Origin of the sequence: Rugamonas brunnea, from assembly GCF_014042345.1 — a bacterium.
GTDB classification, from domain to species: domain Bacteria; phylum Pseudomonadota; class Gammaproteobacteria; order Burkholderiales; family Burkholderiaceae_D; genus Rugamonas; species Rugamonas brunnea.
In genome coordinates, this window is record NZ_JACEZT010000007.1 from 134,392 (window position 1) to 151,452 (window position 17,061).

Annotated in this window: 16 protein-coding genes; 13 read left to right on the forward strand and 3 right to left on the reverse strand. The window is 67.2% G+C overall.

What is annotated here, in order from left to right; translation table 11 throughout:
- Window positions 1–18 precede the first annotated feature (18 nt).
- The 8 genes from H3H37_RS12450 (at window position 19) to H3H37_RS12485 (ending at window position 7,104) form a co-directional block, all read left to right on the forward strand.
- Window positions 19–594, forward strand: a complete 576-nt coding sequence (locus tag H3H37_RS12450) for an RBBP9/YdeN family alpha/beta hydrolase (protein ID WP_182162864.1) — start codon at window positions 19–21, stop codon at window positions 592–594.
- A gap of 133 nt (window positions 595–727) precedes the next feature.
- Window positions 728–1,708 (forward strand): quinone oxidoreductase family protein, encoded by a 981-nt coding sequence (locus tag H3H37_RS12455; RefSeq protein ID WP_182162866.1) that lies wholly within the window; start codon window positions 728–730, stop codon window positions 1,706–1,708.
- 10 nt (window positions 1,709–1,718) lie between these two features.
- Window positions 1,719–2,567, forward strand: a complete 849-nt coding sequence (locus H3H37_RS12460) for a TauD/TfdA dioxygenase family protein (RefSeq protein WP_182162868.1) — start codon at window positions 1,719–1,721, stop codon at window positions 2,565–2,567.
- A gap of 61 nt (window positions 2,568–2,628) precedes the next feature.
- Window positions 2,629–3,681 carry a beta-keto acid cleavage family enzyme gene (locus H3H37_RS12465; protein ID WP_182162870.1) on the forward strand — a complete coding sequence of 351 codons (1,053 nt, stop codon included), beginning with the start codon at window positions 2,629–2,631 and terminating at the stop codon, window positions 3,679–3,681.
- An 81-nt stretch (window positions 3,682–3,762) separates the two neighbouring features.
- Complete coding sequence (locus H3H37_RS12470; RefSeq protein ID WP_182162872.1) at window positions 3,763–5,106, forward strand: MFS transporter; 1,344 nt, start codon at window positions 3,763–3,765, stop codon at window positions 5,104–5,106.
- Entirely contained in the window at window positions 5,103–5,774 is a 672-nt protein-coding gene (locus H3H37_RS12475) for a DsbA family oxidoreductase (RefSeq protein ID WP_182162874.1), read from the forward strand. Before H3H37_RS12470 ends, H3H37_RS12475 begins: the two co-directional genes overlap by 4 nt.
- Entirely contained in the window at window positions 5,771–6,097 is a 327-nt protein-coding gene (locus H3H37_RS12480; RefSeq protein ID WP_182162876.1) for a Rieske (2Fe-2S) protein, read from the forward strand. The genes H3H37_RS12475 and H3H37_RS12480 overlap by 4 nt, the downstream gene beginning before the upstream one ends.
- The gene (locus tag H3H37_RS12485; protein ID WP_182162878.1) at window positions 6,094–7,104 is read left to right on the forward strand and encodes a YeiH family protein; all 1,011 of its coding nucleotides are present in this window, start codon (window positions 6,094–6,096) and stop codon (window positions 7,102–7,104) included. Before H3H37_RS12480 ends, H3H37_RS12485 begins: the two co-directional genes overlap by 4 nt.
- A gap of 82 nt (window positions 7,105–7,186) precedes the next feature.
- Here the strand turns inward: H3H37_RS12485 and H3H37_RS12490 are convergent, their stop codons facing one another.
- On the reverse strand, window positions 7,187–8,206 hold the full coding sequence (locus H3H37_RS12490) for an AraC family transcriptional regulator (protein WP_182162880.1): 1,020 nt from the start codon (window positions 8,204–8,206) through the stop codon (window positions 7,187–7,189).
- A 195-nt stretch (window positions 8,207–8,401) separates the two neighbouring features.
- A complete protein-coding gene (locus H3H37_RS12495; protein WP_182162882.1) occupies window positions 8,402–8,986 on the reverse strand; it encodes a hemerythrin domain-containing protein in 585 nt (194 codons plus the stop codon).
- A 454-nt stretch (window positions 8,987–9,440) separates the two neighbouring features.
- Between H3H37_RS12495 and H3H37_RS12500 the strand changes: the two genes are divergently transcribed.
- From H3H37_RS12500 to H3H37_RS12515, 4 genes are all read left to right on the forward strand, one after another.
- Complete coding sequence (locus tag H3H37_RS12500; RefSeq protein ID WP_182162884.1) at window positions 9,441–11,195, forward strand: methyl-accepting chemotaxis protein; 1,755 nt, start codon at window positions 9,441–9,443, stop codon at window positions 11,193–11,195.
- Between the two features lie 63 nt (window positions 11,196–11,258).
- Complete coding sequence (gene cysC / locus H3H37_RS12505) at window positions 11,259–11,906, forward strand: adenylyl-sulfate kinase (protein ID WP_182162886.1); 648 nt, start codon at window positions 11,259–11,261, stop codon at window positions 11,904–11,906.
- An 8-nt stretch (window positions 11,907–11,914) separates the two neighbouring features.
- Window positions 11,915–12,922, forward strand: coding sequence for a DHH family phosphoesterase (locus H3H37_RS12510; protein ID WP_229218799.1), 1,008 nt, complete (start codon window positions 11,915–11,917; stop codon window positions 12,920–12,922).
- 55 nt (window positions 12,923–12,977) lie between these two features.
- A complete protein-coding gene (locus H3H37_RS12515) occupies window positions 12,978–14,099 on the forward strand; it encodes a sulfotransferase family protein (RefSeq protein ID WP_229218800.1) in 1,122 nt (373 codons plus the stop codon).
- Window positions 14,100–14,111: 12 nt separating this feature from the next.
- Here H3H37_RS12515 and H3H37_RS12520 read toward each other — a convergent pair whose 3' ends face one another.
- Window positions 14,112–15,800 carry an alkaline phosphatase family protein gene (locus H3H37_RS12520; protein ID WP_182162890.1) on the reverse strand — a complete coding sequence of 563 codons (1,689 nt, stop codon included), beginning with the start codon at window positions 15,798–15,800 and terminating at the stop codon, window positions 14,112–14,114.
- 275 nt (window positions 15,801–16,075) lie between these two features.
- On the opposite strand from H3H37_RS12520, the gene H3H37_RS12525 reads away from it, so the two are divergent.
- Window positions 16,076–17,056 carry a phospholipase C/P1 nuclease family protein gene (locus H3H37_RS12525; RefSeq protein ID WP_229218801.1) on the forward strand — a complete coding sequence of 327 codons (981 nt, stop codon included), beginning with the start codon at window positions 16,076–16,078 and terminating at the stop codon, window positions 17,054–17,056.
- Window positions 17,057–17,061: the final 5 nt, after the last annotated feature.

The following is a 17,061-nucleotide window of genomic DNA, read 5'->3' on the forward strand; positions in this document are numbered from 1 at the left end:
CCTACCGGAGAATCGAAAATGACCAAACCAACCCTGCTGATCGTGCCCGGCCTGCGCGACCACGTGCCCGAACATTGGCAAACCCTGCTCCAGGCCGGCACACCGGGCGCGCGCTCGGTGCCGCCGCTGACGGAAAATGGCCTGAGCTGCGCGGCCCGCGTGGAAGCTATCGAGCGCGCCCTGGCCGAGATCGACGGCCCCGTGATCCTGGTGGCCCACAGCGCCGGCGTGCTGATGGTGGCCCACTGGGCGGCCCGCTACAACCGTCCCATCCTGGGCGCACTGCTGGTCACACCGCCGGACCTGGACGCGAGCTGGCCGGCCAACTACCCGCAGCCGGACACGCTGCGCGAGCACGGCTGGTCGCCGCTGCCGCGCACCCGGCTGCCGTTCCCCAGCATCGTGGCCGCCAGCAGCAATGACCACCTGGCCACGCTGGAAGCCGTGCACCGCATGGCGGCCGACTGGGGCAGCCAGGTGGTGGAACTGGGCGCCGTGGGCCACCTGAACCCGGCCGCCGGCTACGGCCCATGGCCACGGGCCGAGGCGCTGATCGCCCAAGTGCAGCTTTTGGCGACGTCTGTCGCCAAATGAAAAGTCACTGTCGCCCTATGCATGGTTGGGGCAATTCGCCCCGACTATACTGAAATCACAGTAAGCAAGGCATGGCAAAGCATCACCGGCCGGCGCCACGCGCCGGCGCAACAACAAACCTGAGGAGAAGAACATGGCAAAAGCAGTGCGTTTCAATGCGACCGGCGGGCCGGAAGTACTGTACCTGGAAGATGTGGAAGTGGGCCAGCCGGGTCCCGGTGAAGTGCGCGTGCGCCATGTGGCGGTGGGCCTGAACTACGCCGACACCTACTTCCGCAACGGCACCTACCCGGTCCCGCTGCCCAACGGCATCGGCGTGGAAGCGGCCGGCGTGGTGGTGGCGCTGGGCGAGGGCGTGACGGGCCTGGCGCTGGGCGACCGCGTCACCTACACGGGCTTCCTCAACACGCTGGGCGCCTACAGCACCGAGCGCGTGATCTCGGCCGCGCCGCTGATCAAGCTGCCCGAAACCATCGCCTTCGAGACGGCGGCCGCCATGACCATGCGCGGCCTGACCTCGGCCTACCTGATGCGCCGCATCCACGACTTCCGCGCCGGCGACACGGTGCTGCTGCACGCGGCCGCCGGCGGCGTGGGCCTGATCGTGTCGCAATGGGCCAAGCTGCTGGGCCTGACCGTGATCGGCACCGTGTCCACGGCCGCCAAGGCCGAGATGGCGATCATGCACGGCTGCGACCACGTGATCAACTACAGCAACGAGGACGTGGCCAAGCGCGTGCGCGAGATCACCAACGGCCGCGGCGTGGACGTGGTGTTCGACAGCGTGGGCAAGAACACCTTCATGTCCTCGCTCGATTCGCTGCGCAAGCGCGGCCTGATGGTGTGCGTGGGCACGGCTTCCGGCCCGATCCCGCCGTTCGATCCGGTGCTGCTGGCCATGAAAGGCTCGCTGTTCCTGACCCGTCCCGCGCTGGCCGACTACATCGCCGATCCGGCCGAGAAGGCCGACCTGGCGGGCGAACTGTTCGACCACGTGGGCGCCGGCCGCATCAAGATCGAGATCAACCAGTACTACCCGCTGGCCGATGCCGTCCAGGCGCACCGCGACCTGGAATCGCGCAAGACCACCGGCTCGTCCATTTTCGTGATCTGAGGAGAACGCCATGCGAGTGGAACAACTGACCTGCGCCATCGGCGCCGAACTGTCGGGCATCAAGCTGGAACAGGCCATTCATGACGACGGCCTGTTCGCGGAACTGCGCGCACTGCTGCTCAAGCACCGCGTGCTGTTCCTGCGCGACCAGGACTTCAGCCGCGCCGAACACGTGGCCTTCGCGCGCCGCTTCGGCGAGCTGGAAGACCATCCGGTGGCCGGCAGCGATCCGGAAAACCCCGGCCTGGTGCGCATCTACAAGAACCCGGACCAGCCCAACGACCGCTACGAGAACGCCTGGCACGCCGACACCACCTGGCGCGCCGCGCCGCAATTTGGCGCCGTGCTGCGCTGCATCGAGTGCCCGCCCGTCGGTGGCGACACCATGTGGGCCAACATGGCGCTGGCCTACGAGCGCCTGCCGGAAGACGTCAAGCAGCGCATCGAGGGGCTGCGCGCGCGCCACAGCATCGAAGCAAGCTTCGGCGCCGCCATGCCGATTGAACGCCGGCTGGCGCTCAAGGCCCAGTTCCCGGACGCCGAGCATCCGGTGGTGCGCACCCATCCCGAGACGGGCGAGAAGATCCTGTTCGTGAACGCCTTCACCACCCACATCACCAACTACCACACGCCCGAGCGCGTGCGCTTCGGCCAGGACGCCAATCCCGGCGCGGGTAACCTGCTCAGCTACCTGATCAGCCAGGCCTATGTGCCGGAGTTCCAGGTGCGCTGGCGCTGGAAGCCGAACAGCGTGGCCATCTGGGACAACCGTTCGACCCAGCACTACGCCGTGATGGACTACCCGCCGTGCCACCGCAAGATGGAGCGGGCCGGCATCATCGGCGACGTGCCGTTCTGAGCCCCGCGTTCTGAACACCGATTTCATAAAAAATACCGCACTAATTGATTAGGAGACCAGCATGCAATTTCTCGACGATTCCCTGCACCCCGAGAACCAGGACAAAGTAGTCATCACCGTGGCCCCGTACGGCCCGGAGTGGGCGCCGGAAGACTTCCCGGAAGATGTTCCGGTCACGATGGAGGAACAGATCCAGAAGGCCGTCGACTGCTACAACGCCGGCGCCACCGTGCTGCACCTGCACGTGCGCGAACTCGATGGCAAGGGCTCCAAGCGCCTGTCCAAGTTCAATGAGCTGATCGCCGGCGTGCGCGCCCGCGTGCCCGACATGATCATCCAGGTCGGCGGTTCGATCTCGTTCGCACCGGAAGACGACGGCCAGGCCGCCAAGTGGCTGTCCGACGACACCCGCCACATGCTGGCCGAACTCGATCCCAAGCCGGACCAGGTGACGGTGGCCATCAACACCACCCAGATGAACATCATGGAGCTGCTCTATCCCGAGTACCTGGCCGGTACTTCGCTGGCTTCGCCCGTGATGCACGCCGCCTACAGCGAGATGACGGTGCCGGCCGGCCCGGCCTGGGTCGAGGAGCACCTGCGCCGCCTGCAGGCGGCCAACATCCAGCCGCACTTCCAGCTGACCGGCATGCACGCGCTGGAAACGCTGGACCGCCTGGTGCGCCGCGGCGTCTATCGCGGCCCGCTGAACCTGACCTGGATCGGCATCGGCGGCGGCTTCGACGGCCCCAATCCGTTCAACTTCATGGACTTCATCCGCCGCGCGCCGGAAGGCGCCTGCATCACGGCCGAATCGCTGCTCAAGAACGTCCTTCCGTTCAACATGATGTCGATGGCCATGGGCTTCCACCCGCGCTGCGGCATCGAGGACACGCTGATCGGTCAGCACGGCCAGCGCATGACCTCTGTGGAGCAGATCGAGCAGTGCGTGCGCGTGGCCCGTGAACTGGGCCGCGAAGTGGCCAACGGCCAGGAGGCGCGCGCCATCTACAAGATCGGCGTGCAGTACAAGGATGCCGAGGAGACGCTGCGCATGAACGGCATGGCGCCCAACCGCCAGCCCGGCCAGAAGAACGTGCCGCTGCGGACCTGATCCCGCAACCGGAGCCGGTGCTGGTGCATAATGCCAGTGCCGGCTTTTTTTTCATCTCGTGAAACGGATTGAAGGCAGATCATGGCTTATCACACTCCCTCCGACGACGGCCTGGCCGACGACAACCCCAACGTGCCGCGCTATTATGCGTGGATCGTATTCGCGCTGAGCTTTGGCCTGCTAATCTCCGACTACATGTCGCGCCAGGTGCTCAACGCCGTGTTCCCGCTGCTGAAAGTGGAATGGCAACTGAGCGACGCCCGGCTCGGCCTCCTGAGCGGCATCGTGGCCCTGATGGTGGGTTTGCTCACCTTCCCCCTGTCGCTGCTGGCCGACCGCTGGGGCAGGGTGCGCAGCCTGGCCCTGATGGCCGTGCTGTGGAGCCTGGCCACGCTTGGTTGCGGCCTGGCGCAGGACTACAACCAGATGTTCGCCGCCCGCTTCCTGGTGGGCGTGGGCGAGGCGGCCTACGGCAGCGTGGGCATCGCCGTCGTGCTGTCCGTGTTCCCGAAACACATGCGGGCCACGCTGACGGGCGCCTTCATGGCCGGCGGCATGTTCGGCTCCGTGCTGGGCATGGCGCTCGGCGGCGGCATCGCGGCCCATGTGGGCTGGCGCTGGGCGTTCGCCGGCATGGCGCTGTTCGGCCTCACGCTGGCCGTGCTGTACCCCATCATCGTCAAGGAAGGCCGCATCGCGCCGCAAGGCACGCAAGGCGCCGCACGCGGGCAGGGTGAGGCGGACGACAAGCCCGCCCGCCTGCCGCTGGGCAGCCTGTTCGGCAGCCGTTCCGTGCGCGCGGCCTATGTGGGCAGCGGCCTGCAGCTGTTCGTGGGCGGCACCTTCATCGTCTGGATGCCCAGCTTCATGAACCGCTACTACGCCATGGGTGCCGACCGTGCCGGCGCGGGCGCGGCGGCCGTGGTGCTGGCCAGCGGCGCCGGCATGGTGTTGTGCGGGATGCTGAGCGACCGCCTGTGCCGCCACTCGCCGCCGCGCAAGATCACGCTGGCCATCGCCTACTGCCTGGGCAGCTGCGTGCTGTTGTCGGTGGCTTTCGCGATGGCGCCGGGCGCCCTGCAACTGGCCCTGATCGGCGCCGGCATGTTCCTGGCCGCCGGCACCACAGGGCCTGCGGGCGCCATGGTGGCCAACCTCACGCACCGCTCCATCCACGGTACGGCGTTCGCCACGCTGACGCTGGCCAACAACCTGCTGGGCCTCGCGCCGGGACCGTTCCTGACGGGCGTGCTGGCCGACCACCTGGGGCTGGCCACGGCGTTCCAGCTGGTGCCGTTGCTGAGCATCGCCTCGGCCGCCGTGTTCTGGTACGCGCGCCGCCACTACGAGCATGACGCGCGCTGCGCCGCCGCAGCGGCGGCCGCCGTGGCCGCGCGCGCGCCCGCCATGGAGGTGCAGGCATGAAGCCCGTGTTGCATATCGAAGTGGGGTTCGACGTGATCTGCCCCTGGTGCCTGATCGGCATGCGCAACCTGCAGGCCGCCATCGCCCGCCTGCGCGCGTGCGCGCCCGAGGTGGCGCTGCATGTGCACTGGCGCGGCGTGCAGCTGCTGCCCAACGTGCCCGCCGGCGGCTGGCCGTTCATGGAGTTCTACCGCCAGCGCCTGGGCGGCGACACGGCCGTGCGCCGGCGCCAGGCCCAGGTCAGCGAGGCGGCGGCAGCCGCCGGGGTGCAGATCGACTACCAGCGCATCCGCAACATGCCCAACACCGCCGATGCGCACCGGCTGCTGCAACACGCGGCGCGCAACGGCAGCGCCGCCCAGCGCGACGCCTTGCTGGAGCGGCTGTTCACCGGCTACTTCCAGCGCGGCGAGGACGTGGGCGATCAGGCCGTGCTGCTGACGCACGGCCTGGCCTGCGGCATGGAGCGCGCCGACATCGCGCCGCTGATGCTGGGTGCGGCCGTGCCGTTCCAGGCCGATGGCGTGGGCAATGGCAATGGCGGGGTGCCGTACTACGTCGTCAACGGCAAACTGGTGGCCAGTGGCGCACAGCCGCCGGAGGTGCTGCTGGCGGCCATGCTGGCCGCGCTCGATGCCGTCAACACAGCCGACGCGGTGGCATCATGAGCCGGCGCATGGCGCTGACGGCGGAACAGCTGCCGCCGGACGGCGGGCGCGCCATCCTGCGCGTGGATGGCCGCTGCCTGCTGCTGTTCCATGTGGACGGCGCCTACCACGCCATCGAGGACGGTTGCCCGCACCAGGGTTCCTCGCTGGCCGGTGGCAAGCTCGAAGGCATGTACGTGCGCTGCCCGGCGCACGGCCTGCGCTTCCATCTGGGCACGGGCTGCCTGGCCAATGTGCCGGAGATGAAGGTGGCCGTCTATCCCATCACCGTTGAAGCGGACGGCGTCTACCTGACGCTGCCCGGCGAGGAGAGCGCAGCATGAGTGCCATGTCCTATTCCGCCCTGAACGCGCGCGTGCGCCAGCTGGCGCCGGGCTTCATCGTCAGCGCCATGGTGGCGGCGGCGGCCAGTTTCCTGTCCGAGCATTATGGCGCGCCGGTCATGCTGTTCGCGCTGCTGTTGGGCATGGCGCTCAACTTCCTGTCCGGCGAAGGGCAGTGCAAGCCGGGTATCGAATACACGGCGCGCACCATCCTGCGCCTGGGCGTGGCGCTGCTCGGTTTGCGGCTCACGCTGTCGCAGATCGCGGCGCTGGGCTGGAAGCCGGTGGTGCTGGTGGTGGTCGTGGTCACGGTCACCATCCTGGTGTCGGTGCTGGTGGCCAGGCTGCTCGGTTTCAACCAGCTGTTCGGCATGTTGACGGGCGGCGCGACAGCCATCTGCGGCGCCTCCGCCGCCCTGGCGCTGGCCGCCGCACTACCGGCCCATGAACAAAAGGAGAAGGCGACTTTGTTCACGGTGATCTGCGTGTCGGCCCTGTCGACGACGGCCATGATCGCCTATCCCATGATCGCCAGCTTCTTCGCCTTGTCGCCGCTGCAGGCCGGCGTGTTTTTGGGCGGCGCCATCCACGACGTGGCGCAGGTGGTGGGCGCCGGCTACAGTATGTCGCGCGAGACGGGCGACGCGGCCACGGTCGTCAAGCTGATGCGGGTGGCCATGCTGCTGCCCGTGATCCTGTGCGCGGCCCTGATCACGCGGGCCCAGGGCGCGCAGGCGGGCAGTGCGCGGCCGCCGCTGTTGCCCGGCTTCGCGGTGGGCTTCTTTGTGCTGGCCTGCGTCAACAGCACCGGCTGGGTGCCGGCCGCCGTCCAGCATGCGGGCAACGAGCTGTCGCGCTGGGCGCTGGTGATCGCCATCAGCGCGCTGGGCATGAAGACGCAATTGAAGGAGCTGGCTGCCGTCGGCATCAAACCGATCGCCCTGATGGTGGGGGAGACGGTGTTCCTGGCCGCGCTGGTGATGGGCCTGATGCGCTGGGCCACATAGAAAAAACCGGGGTCAGGTCATGAAGCGAGGCAACTTGCGGGAAAGTTGCCTCGCTTCATGACCTGACCCCGGTTCCCGGTTCTCAGACGGGCGGTTGATACGGCTTGCCGTGCGCGCCGCGCCAGGCGGCCGGGGTTTCGCCGAACTGGCTGGCGAACCAGCGCGTGAAGCTGCTGGGCAGCGAGTAGCCCAGCAGGTCGCCTATCCGTGCCAGCGTGTAGCTGGGGTTGTTCATGTAGCGTTGCACCAGCTCGCGCCGCACTTCGTTGATCAAGTCGCTGAAGTTGGCGTCGCATTCGCCGAGCCGGCGTTGCAGCGTGCGCACGTTCATGCCCAGCGCCTGCGAGATCTGCTCGATCGTGGCCCGTCCCATCGGCAGCAGCAGGTAGATCGCCTTGCGTACCTCGTGCGAGATCGACGGTTCGCCCTGGTCCTGCAGCGAGTCGACGAAACGCTGCGCGTAGCGGGCCATGGCCGGATCGGCGTGCGGATTGGGCGCGTCGAAATTGGCGGCCGGGCAGGCGATGCCGTTGAATTCGGCGCCGAACTGCACCTGGCAGCCGAACAGGCGGCGGTGCAGCCGCAAGTCGTCCGGCGCGTCGTGCGTGAAGTTGACGCTGACGGGCCGCCAGTGCTGGCCCAGCAGGGTGGCGCACATGCGCGCCATCACGCCGATGGCCAGTTCGTTGGACTGGCGGCACGGCACCGGTTCATCGTTGACCACTTCCTCGCGGATGATCACCAGGTCGCCCGCTTCTTCCACATACAGCGCCAGCGAACGGTTCAGCAGGTGACGGTACTGCACCAGCACGTGCAGCGCGTCGCGCAGCGTGGGCTGGTGCGTCAGCAGCAGGCTGACGGCGCCCAGGTCCGAAAACTGGCGCGATTCGGCCATGCGCAGGCCGAAGGTCTGGCAGCCGCTGTCGGCGGCCGAATTCTCCAGCAATTGCACGGCGCTGCTGATGGGGATGGGCTGCTCGGGGTCCTGCAGCATCTTACGGTTCAAGCCGACCCGGGCCAGTTCAGCCTGCGGGTTCAGGCCCAAATGCTGGGCCACTTCCAGATAGTTGGTCAGTACGGCGGCGCGAACCAGGGTGGGCATTGTCGGGCGTTTCCTTTGATGGGACGGATGGCGTGCCGGCGGCGCGCGCGCGGCCCCCGCGAGGGCCGGCATTGATTGTAGGGGCTTACGTTAGCGCATGCAATGCACTGTCCGCGTGGCGCGACAATACAAGCAAAATAGTCGTGTGCTCCCATCGCGCGCTTGACATTTGGCGTCAGGCCCCGGTGTGCGCGTTCAGTGCTGGCCGGGCAGGCCGTGCACGATCAACTGGTACAGGCGCGAGAAGTTGTTCTGGATCGGCGCGCCCGTGAGCGGGTCGCCGTTGGCGGAGAAGGCCAGGTCGATCACGATCCAGTCGGCCTCCGTCAGGTGGTGCAGCGCGGCCGGCAGCACCACGTCTTCCTCCAGCCGCATGTGCTCGAAGAAGAACCGGCCATATTCCTCCACCAGCAGCCGCAGGGCGGGCAGGGCGGGGGCGCCCTGGAATTCGTAGCGCGCCAGCGCGTGTTCCAGTTCGCGCGTGAGCGTGGTGCCGCGTACGTGCTGGCGCGAGAGCTCGTCGAGCGTGCTGTCGACGTCGTGGGTGCGCTGGCGCAGGCGCGCGAACAGGTGTTCGTCTTCCTTCGGATGGTGGACCCGCTCCGGATAGTCGATCACGTACAGCAGCATGGCGCGCATGATCTTCAGGTCGGCCGGCGCGTTGCCCTGGCCCAGCGTGCGCACGAACTGCTGCATGTTGTGTATCACGGCGGTCAGGTTGGTGTGCTCCTGCTGGATGATGCGGATGACGTTTTCCCGGGGCGGCTGGGTGGTGTACATGATGTTTTCCTTAGCCACATTACTTGACCATACAAGCAATATAGGCCCGTCGGCCGCAAATTTATCTGATCCAGGTCAAGTCATGCCCGGCCAGTTGTGTTCTGGTGCGCGGCGCGGCGGCCGGGCCGCCAGTGCGCGTCGGCGTCGTGAATATTTTCCGGCATGCCACAAAATTTCTTGAATGCACATTTTTATTTTCCCGTTTTGGGCTTGCATCAGGAAAGGTACATGAGCACGCGCACGGCCTGTCCTCCTTTATTGGCGGGCGCTGCGCTGGCACAAGCAGAAATTCGATCAAGGTCAATACCTGCCGGCAGGCCGTTGCATGCACGCCCATGGGTGACTTTTCGAGACAATTTTGCCGTATGGAATCCTCTAAGATCGCTGCAAGTCGTCCCACAGGCGCTGGCCGCCAGCCAGCCGGGACGTGGATCGCGGTATCGGGGAGGTGAGCATGAACATGCGTAACATGGGGGTCGCGACGCGACTGGGACTGGGCTTTGGCGTGGTGTCGCTGCTGCTGATGGCCATCATCGCGCTGGCGCTGTCGAGCATGAGCCAGATCCAGCAGCGGCTCGATGACATCACCAAGGTCAACGACGTCGAGACCAAGCTGGCCGCGGCCATGGACCTGACGGTGACGGAGCGGGCGCTGGCCCTGCGCAACCTGATCCTGCTGAAGGAAGCCAAGGAAATCCAGATCGAAGTGGACCGCCTGGCCGCGCAGGCGAAGAAGTACGCGGCCGCGCAGGACAAGCTGGGCCAGATGTTCGCCATGCCCGGCACCTCGGCCGAGGAAAAGGACTTGCTGGAGCAGATCCGCAAGCAGGGCCAGTTGGCCTTGCCGTTCATCGACAAGGCGGCCGCGCTGGCGCTGGAACAGAAGCAGGATGACGCCTACCAGCTGCTGCGCTACCAGTTCCGTCCCGTGCAGAAGGCGTGGTGGGATCTGCTGCGCAAGCTGATCGCGGTGGAGGAAAAGCAGAACGACGTCGCCACCGCCGAAGCGGCCAGCGCCTACGCGGCGGCCCGCAACCAGATGCTGGCGATCGGCGCGCTGGCGTTGCTGACCAGCGTGGTGGCGGCACTGCTGATTACGCGCGGCGTGGTGCGCCAGCTCGGCTGCGAGCCCGACGAGGCGGCCGCCATCGCGGGCCAGATCGCCGCCGGCAACCTGTCGATCGCCATCGAAACGCGGCCCGGCGACGACCACAGCCTGCTGCACGCGATGAAATCCATGCGCGACAGCCTGGCGCTGATCGTCAGCCAGGTGCACAGCAGCACCGAGACCATCGCCACAGCGGCCGGCCAGATTGCCTCGGGCAACCTGGACCTGTCCTCGCGCACCGAACAGCAGGCCGGCACGCTGGAGGAGACGGCGTCCTCGATGGAGGAGCTGACCAGCACCGTGCGCATCAACAGCGACCATGCGCGCACCGCCAACGGGCTGGCCGTGTCGGCCTCCGACGTGGCCGTGCGCGGCGGCGCCGTGGTGGCCCAGGTGGTCGACACCATGGCCGCCATCGACCACTCGGCGCACAAGATCGGCGACATCATCGCCGTCATCGACGGCATCGCGTTCCAGACCAATATCCTGGCCCTGAACGCGGCCGTGGAGGCGGCCCGCGCCGGCGAGCAGGGGCGCGGTTTCGCCGTGGTGGCCACGGAGGTGCGCAACCTGGCCCAGCGTTCGGCCGCCGCCGCCAAGGAGATCAAGGAGCTGGTGGGCGATTCGGTCAACAAGGTGGAGGCGGGCAACCGGCTGGTGGAGCAGGCCGGATCGACCATGCACGAGGTGGTGGACAGTGTGCGGCGCGTGACCGAGATCATGTCCGAGATCATGGCCGCCAGCCAGGAACAGTCGAGCGGCATCGAGCAGATCAACCAGGCCGTGATGCAGATGGATTCCGTCACCCAGCAGAACGCGGCGCTGGTGGAGGAGGCGGCAGCCGCCGCCCAGGCCATGCGCGACCAGGCCAACAGCCTGACCGAGGTGGTGGGCATCTTCCGGCTGGAAGCGGAGGCGCGCCGGCCGCTGCTGGCGCCCGCGCCCACGCTGCAGGTGCTGTCCAAGCCGGCGGCGCCGGCCAGGGTGGCGGCGCCCGCGCGGGCGGCAGCCGCCAAACCGGCGCGGCGCGCGCTGGCCGCCAGTGGCGCCCGCCGTGCCAGCGCCGCCGCGCCGGCCGACGAAGAGTGGGAGCAGTTCTGATCCGGGCCATGGCGGCCTGCCCAAGACCATAACGCCGGCCACCGCGCCGGCCAGGAGTGAGTGATGACCAAATTGGAAAAACTGGACGCGCTGCTGCGCAAGCAGGAGCCGGCGGCAGCGCCTACGCCCCATATCTACTGGCACGCGGGCCAGGTCACGGCCCAGGCCCGCATGGGCGGCGTAGGCCGTCGCGCGGCCACCGTGTGGTTGACGGGGTTGAGCGGGGCCGGCAAGTCGACGCTGGCCTGCGCGCTGGAGAAGATGCTGGTGGAGGCGGGCCGGCCCGCTTATGTGCTCGATGGCGACAACCTGCGCCATGGTCTGAACCGCGACCTCGGTTTCACGCCGGAGGACCGCCAGGAAAACATCCGCCGCAGCGCCGAAGTGGCGCGGCTGATGAACGACGCCGGCCTGATCGTGATCGCCGCTTTCATTTCGCCGCTGCGGCGCGACCGGGAACTGGCGCGCTCCATCATCGGGGTCGACGATTTCATCGAAACCCATATCAGCACGCCCTGCGGCGTGTGCGAGGAGCGCGACCCCAAGGGCTTGTACCGCAAGGCCAGGGCCGGCCTGATCCCGGAGTTCACCGGCATCTCGGCACCGTACGAAGCGCCCGAGCATCCGGCCCTGACCATCGACACCGGCAGCATGCCGCTGGCGCAGGCGTGCGAGCTGCTGTTTGAACATCTGGCCAAACGCTATATCTGAGTTCAACCATGATGAAACCCACCATCGCCCCCGCCGCGCGCTACGACGTGTTCAACGGCGACGCCGACGGCATCTGCGCGCTGCACCAGCTGCGGCTGGTGCGTCCGGCCGACGACGCCGTGCTGGTCACCGGCGTCAAGCGCGACATCGCGCTGCTGCGCCAGGTGCCCACCGGCGCCCGTCACGTGGTGGTGCTCGACATTTCGCTGGACGCCAACACGGCCGACCTGCGGCGCGTGCTCGATGGCGGCGCCACCGTCGACTACTACGACCACCACGCGGCCGACGACGCGTTCCCCCACTCGGGCCTGCGCCTGCACTGGGACCCCACGCCCGACGTGTGCACCAGCATCCTGGTGGACCGCCAGCTGGGCGGGCGCCACCGGCGCTGGGCCGTGGTGGCCGCCTATGGCGACAATCTAATGGGCGTGGCCAGCGCGCTGGCGCGCGGCGCCGGCGTGCGCGAGCAGGGCGCGGCCGCGCTGGCGCATCTGGGGCAGGTGATCAACTACAACGCCTACGGCGACAGCGAGGCCGACCTGCATCTGCCGCCGGCCACCCTGTACCGTGCGCTGGCCCCGTATGCCGACCCGTTCCAGTTCATCGCCGACAGCGAGGAATACCGCCTGCTGTCCGCCGGCTACCGCGAAGACTGCCAGCGCCTGCAAGCCGCGCGGCCGCACTGGGAGCGCAGCGGCGGTGCAGTCTATCTGCTGCCGGACGCACCGTGGGCGCGGCGCATCAGCGGCGTGCTGGCCAACCGGCTGGCGGCGCAGCATCCGGGCGCCTCGTTCGCCATCCTGGGCGAGCGCGCCGATGGCAGTTTCGTGGTCAGTGTACGTTCGGGCGCGCCCGGCGCGTACAGCGCCTGCGACCTGTGCCGCCGTTTCGATACCGGTGGCGGACGCATGGCGGCGGCCGGCATCAACCGCTTGCCGGGCGCGCAGCTCGACCGGTTCATCGACGCGTTCCGCCAGCACTTCGAGCTGGATGGCGTGGCCTGCCAGGCCGGCTAACAATAATTTGCCTCGACTTTTTTCCGACACACCGTCCGTTCGCATGGAGAGCACAATGAAGTCCGAACCACAAGCAGCCCCGGTGGGCAAGCGCCCGCGTCCCGTCATGATGATCCCGCTGCGCCGTTGCGGCAGCCATGCCTTGCGTCTGCGCCTGAACATGTCGCCGCAATTCTATTCGCCGTATCCGTTGCACATCGTCGACTTCATGCCGCTGTTGCCGCTGTATGGCGACCTGTCCGACGACCGCGCCTATTTCCGGCTGGTGGTGGACGTGGTGGGCTTGCAGGCCGTGAGCATGGTCAAGTGGCCGCAACTGGTGTTCGATCCGGTCGAGATCTTCGAGACCCTGCGCAATCAGCCGCGCAGTGTGCACCGGGTGGTGTGGGAACTGCTGCTGCGCTCGGGCGAGGCCCAGGGCGCGCGGGTGGTGATGGACAAGTCGCTCGACAGCGTCCATTACGCGGCCGAGTTGATGGCGCTGCTGCCCGACATGCTGTTCGTGAACGTGGTGCGCGACCCGCGCGCGCAGGTGGCCTCGATGAACCGCGCCATCATCCACGACTTCGACACCTTGCTCAACGCCCGCACCTGGCTGGCCGCGCACCGCGCCGCCGACGCCGTGATGCAGCGCTTCCCGCAGCGCGTGCTGACGATACGCTACGAGGACTTCCTGTCGCAACAGCAGGCCACCTTGCAGGCGCTGTGCCGCTTCATGGAGATCGACTTCCAGCCGGGCATGCTGGACGTGGCCCATTCGCAGGAGGCGCGCCAGATTTCGCAGTTGTCGGCGTTGTGGTCGTCGAACTGTTATGCGCCGATCCCGGCCAATGCGGACAAATTCAAGAAGCAGTTGTCGCTCGACGAAATCGGCGTGATTGAAACCATCACGGGCGAGTACATGCAGCGTTACGGCTACACGCCGATGACGCCAGGCGTCACCGTCATCACGCCGGCCATGGAAGCGCAGGCCAGGGCCCATTCGGACGCCGCGCGCGAGCAGGCCTGGCACGAACTGGAGCACGACAATTTCCGCGACTTTGCCTTGCGCCGTTGCCGAGCCGACTACCTGGCCAAACTGCGCGAGCGGCTGGAACAGCAAGCCGGCCGGCCCGCGCTGGGCGGCACCCGCACGCTGGCCGCACTCGACCCGGCCGCGTTCGAAGTGACCGACTGACCCCGCTCACTATCAGCGCAGCGCTTCCGTCAGCACGCGGCCTTCGGCGGCTGCTGGCGGACGCACGTGCAGCAGGTTGGCCAGCGTGGGCGCCAGGTCGACCACTTCCGCGTACTGGCCGTAGTAGCCGGGCTTGATCCAGCGCTTACCCATGATCATCAGCGGCACGTTGGTGTCGTAGGCATAGGGCGAGCCGTGCGAGGTGCCCGTGGTGCCCGTGCCAAAGTACCAGTAGGGTTTGGTGACCACCATCAGGTCGCCCGAAGCTTCCCGGTTCCATGCGCGCCGCATCAGCGTGGCGATGCGGGTGCCGGCCACGGCGCCATGCTCGAACTGGGTGCGCGTGTACACCTCGGCCACGCCGGCTTGCGCTTCGATGAAGCGGGCCGCCGTGTCCTCCACCTCTGCGCGGCGCAGGCCGCTCTTGTCGATCAGCGCGTAGTCCAGATGCACATTGGGCAGCGACCACGCGTTCACCAGCTTGTCCTGGCCGTATTTGGCCTGCAGGTGCTGGTTCAGCGCGGCGATCAGCTTATCGCCGTCCAGCCGCTGCGCATCCAGGTGCTGGCCTTGCGCGAATTCGGGTACGTTGGGGAAGCCATGGTCGGCCGTCAGCACCACCAGCACGTTGTCGAGGCCCACGCGCTTGTCCAGGTAATTGAAGAAGTTCGCCAGCATGCGGTCCACCCGTTGCAGGTGGTCGTGCGACATCTTGCTCTCGGGGCCGAACGCGTGGTTCACGTAGTCGTGCGCCGACAGGCTCACCGCCAGCAGATCGGGCACGCCGGCCGGATTGGCGCCCAGTTGTTCGCCTTCGATGGCCGCGCGCGCGAAGTCCAGTGTCAACTCATCGAGGAAGGGGCCGCTCTTGAGGCGCTTGTAGTAGCTCCCATCCAGTTCCCCGCTTTCGCTGTAGTAGGCGAACGGGAAGGTGTTGCGCTGGCCGGGCTTGGAGGGAGTGAGGCTGTCGGGAGCGTCGCCCGCGTAGGCTGCATCGGCCAGCAGCGGCGTCCACGACTTGCCGTAGTAGCGGTCCTGCGGCTTGCCGGCGTCGTAGCGCTGCACCCAGGCCGGGTGGCTTTGCATGTAGTAGGTGCTGCTGGCGAAGTCGCCCGTGCTTTCCATGTACATGTAGGCGGTGCCCGTTTTCCCGGCCAGCAGGATGGCGCCCCGGTCCTTGCCCGACACGGCCACCACCTTGGCGCGGTTGCCGGTGGCGTAGCGCAGTTCGTCGCCCACCGTGCTCACGTGCAGGCGCGCAGGCGAGGTGCCGTCGTCGCTCCGGGTGGGCGCGCCGATGTAGTGGTAATTGTGGTCTTCCGTGCAGTAGATCGATTGTTTGGTGACGGGATCGATCCAGTTGTTGCCGATGATGCCGTGCTGGTAAGGGTAGGCGCCCGTCAGCACGGCGCTGTGGCCCACGGCCGTCACCGTCACGCCGTGCGCCTGGTGCGCATTGCTGTACCACGCACCCTGGTCCATCAGGCGGCGCAGGCCGCCCTGGCCGAACTGGTCGCGGTAGCGCAGTACCTGCTCGTCGGGCAGGCCGTCCACCACCAGCACCACCACCAGTTTCGGTTGCGCGGACGAAGCGGCAGGCTTGGCCGCAGGCGTGGCGGCGTGCGCGCCGGACGCGCCGGCCAGGCAGCAGGCCAGCACCAGGGGGCGCAGCAGGGGCAGGGAAGTGGACCGTTTTTTCATGGTGTGCTCGTGGTTCTGTGGTGTGGATGGAATGGCGCGGCGGTGGCCGAACGCCGGCAGCATCCTACATGATGAAAATGACAATTCAGTGACATGCCATCGTTCACGTTGTTTCAATCGAGCAACAATTCTAATATTGAAATCACAATGTTGACACATTCCCTTGCTACACTGCTTGCACAAAAAACGCACACCCGTGCGCTTTATTTAATGGGGAAATAATGAAAAAGACTGGACTGATGGCCACTAGCCTGGCTCTGGCGACTTTGGCAACGATGGCGAGTGCACCCGCGCACGCCTGGCAGCAAGAAACCCACCGCCGCATCGTACTGGATGCGGTGACCTTCATGAAGAACAATCCCGGCAGCACCAACTACGACAAGCTGGTGGCGGGCGTGACCCGGGCCGGCTACACCATCGACCAGTTCGCGCAGGCGCTGGGCCAGGGCGCCTACGACGTGGACGATTTCGCCGACACCTACATCTGCGGCGCCACCACCGGCAACTGCCAGATGGCGCCCGTGTGGGGCCTGGGCTCGGGCATCGTCAAGTACACCTCGTACTGGCACTTCCAGAACCACACGGCCGGCAAGGACGTGCACGGCAACCCGTTCGGCGGCTACAACTACGCCAAGCTGACCGTGGCCGGCGACATCGACAACATGGCCGCCAGCTGGCTGTACGGCGACTACCTCGACGACGGCGCCGGCGGCAACGGCGGCTGGTTCGGCGACGGCACCAAGTACAACAGCTACGGCCTGACGGAAGCGCACTACCGCTTCGGCGGCGTGTCCAGCAACAGCCAGTACGCTGACTTCGAAACCATGCCGTTCCAGCCCATCGACAACCTGGGCCAGTACTGGTTCCAGCAATTCCTGTCGCAGCCGACGGCGCAAAGCCTGGGCTTCACGCTGCACACCACCGACCTGCTGCAGCCCCACCACACCTGGACCACCTCGGCCAACAACCACGCCTCGTGGGAACAGTGGGTGCTGGACTACTACGACACCGAGCACCTGAACGATCCGACGCTGGTGGCGGCGGCCATGGCCGACTTCACGCCGGTGGCGCCAACGGCCGTCGACATCCGTCCGCTGCTGACCCAGGGCGGCACCTACTCGTACGCCAACGGCGGCATCGTGTTGTCGTCCACCGACCAGAATGACCGCCGCCGCGTGGGCCAGCAGATGATTCCGCACTCGATCGCGATGGTGGTCCATGTGCTGAACCGCGCCGCCGAGCGTCTGGCGAACTAAGCGCC